This window comes from Mesorhizobium sp. M1E.F.Ca.ET.063.01.1.1, from assembly GCF_003998155.1.
Lineage (GTDB): Bacteria > Pseudomonadota > Alphaproteobacteria > Rhizobiales > Rhizobiaceae > Mesorhizobium.
This window is the reverse complement of the sequence record NZ_RZSC01001283.1, coordinates 1-971: the sequence shown is the minus strand read 5'-3', so window position 1 is coordinate 971 and position 971 is coordinate 1. Positions and strand designations below refer to the sequence as shown.

Sequence of the window (971 nt, the reverse complement as noted above, 5' to 3'; positions counted from 1 at the left end):
ACTGCCTGGATGCTTTCCTTGGTGACGGAACGGCCGTCTTCGTTGCGGAGCAGGTTCTCCAGCAGCACCTTCATCGAATAGGGCAACTGGGCGATTCCGGTGAGGCCGTTCTTCTCGGCCTCGGTGAGGTCGAAGTAGACATAATCTGCGCCACCCGCGGTCAGGGTGCGGCGGCATTTGAAGCTGTCGAGGGATTTTGACACGTGCGATCCGTCCTTGTCTGTTCAGCCTGAAAGGGAACGGACGCCGATGGCAATCACGCGCAAAGGTGCGGGTACGGCCATTTCCGCTGTCCGCTCCCAAGCAACCCGAGCCGTTCAAGGCGGCGCGTGCGCTGGTTCGGCGCTAATTCTTCTCCCGCGCCGACCGCTGGCACGGATGAACCGCATATAGAGAATTTCCTGGAATAGTTCTAGACAGTCGAAAGACGAATTTGTGCGATGCGGCGGCGGCCGCGAAACGGTGCTTTCGGGACGGGCAAGGATGCGGCTGATCGCCGAAAATCTGGGCGGCGAGCGCGGCGGCGAGACGGTCTTTTCCGGCATCGGATTCGCGCTCGAAAAGGGCGAGGCGCTCGTCGTCACCGGGCCGAACGGCGCCGGCAAGTCGACGCTTCTGAGGGTCATCGCCGGCTTGCTGCCGGCAGCCGAGGGTTCGGTGCGGGTCGAGGCCGGCGGCGAAGCGTTTCCCACGGTCACTTCAGCCTCGCATTATCTCGGCCATCTCAACGCGATGAAGACGGCGCTCACGGTGGAAGAGAATCTGGGCTTCTGGCGCGCCTTCCAGGGTGAGCCGGCGATTGACGTGGAAGAGGCGCTGGAGACTGTCGGGCTCGGCGGCATCGGCCACCTGCCGTTCGGCTATCTCTCGACCGGGCAGCGACGGCGCGCGTCAATCGCCAAGCTTTTGGTCAGCCGGCGCCCGGTCTGGCTGCTCGATGAGCCGACGGCGGGGTTGGACAAGGCGTCGGA

Annotated in this window: 2 protein-coding genes; one reads left to right on the top strand and one right to left on the bottom strand. The window is 63.9% G+C overall.

The annotated features are described in order from the left end of the window. On the bottom strand, nucleotides 1–203 hold a 203-nt coding region (locus tag EOA29_RS37970), incomplete at its 3' end, for a hypothetical protein (RefSeq protein WP_145970103.1). Nucleotides 204–483: 280 nt separating this feature from the next. Here EOA29_RS37970 and ccmA point away from each other — a divergent pair. Continuing rightward, the coding region (ccmA, locus tag EOA29_RS37965; RefSeq protein WP_127222488.1) for a heme ABC exporter ATP-binding protein CcmA at nucleotides 484–971 on the top strand (488 nt) is incomplete at its 3' end.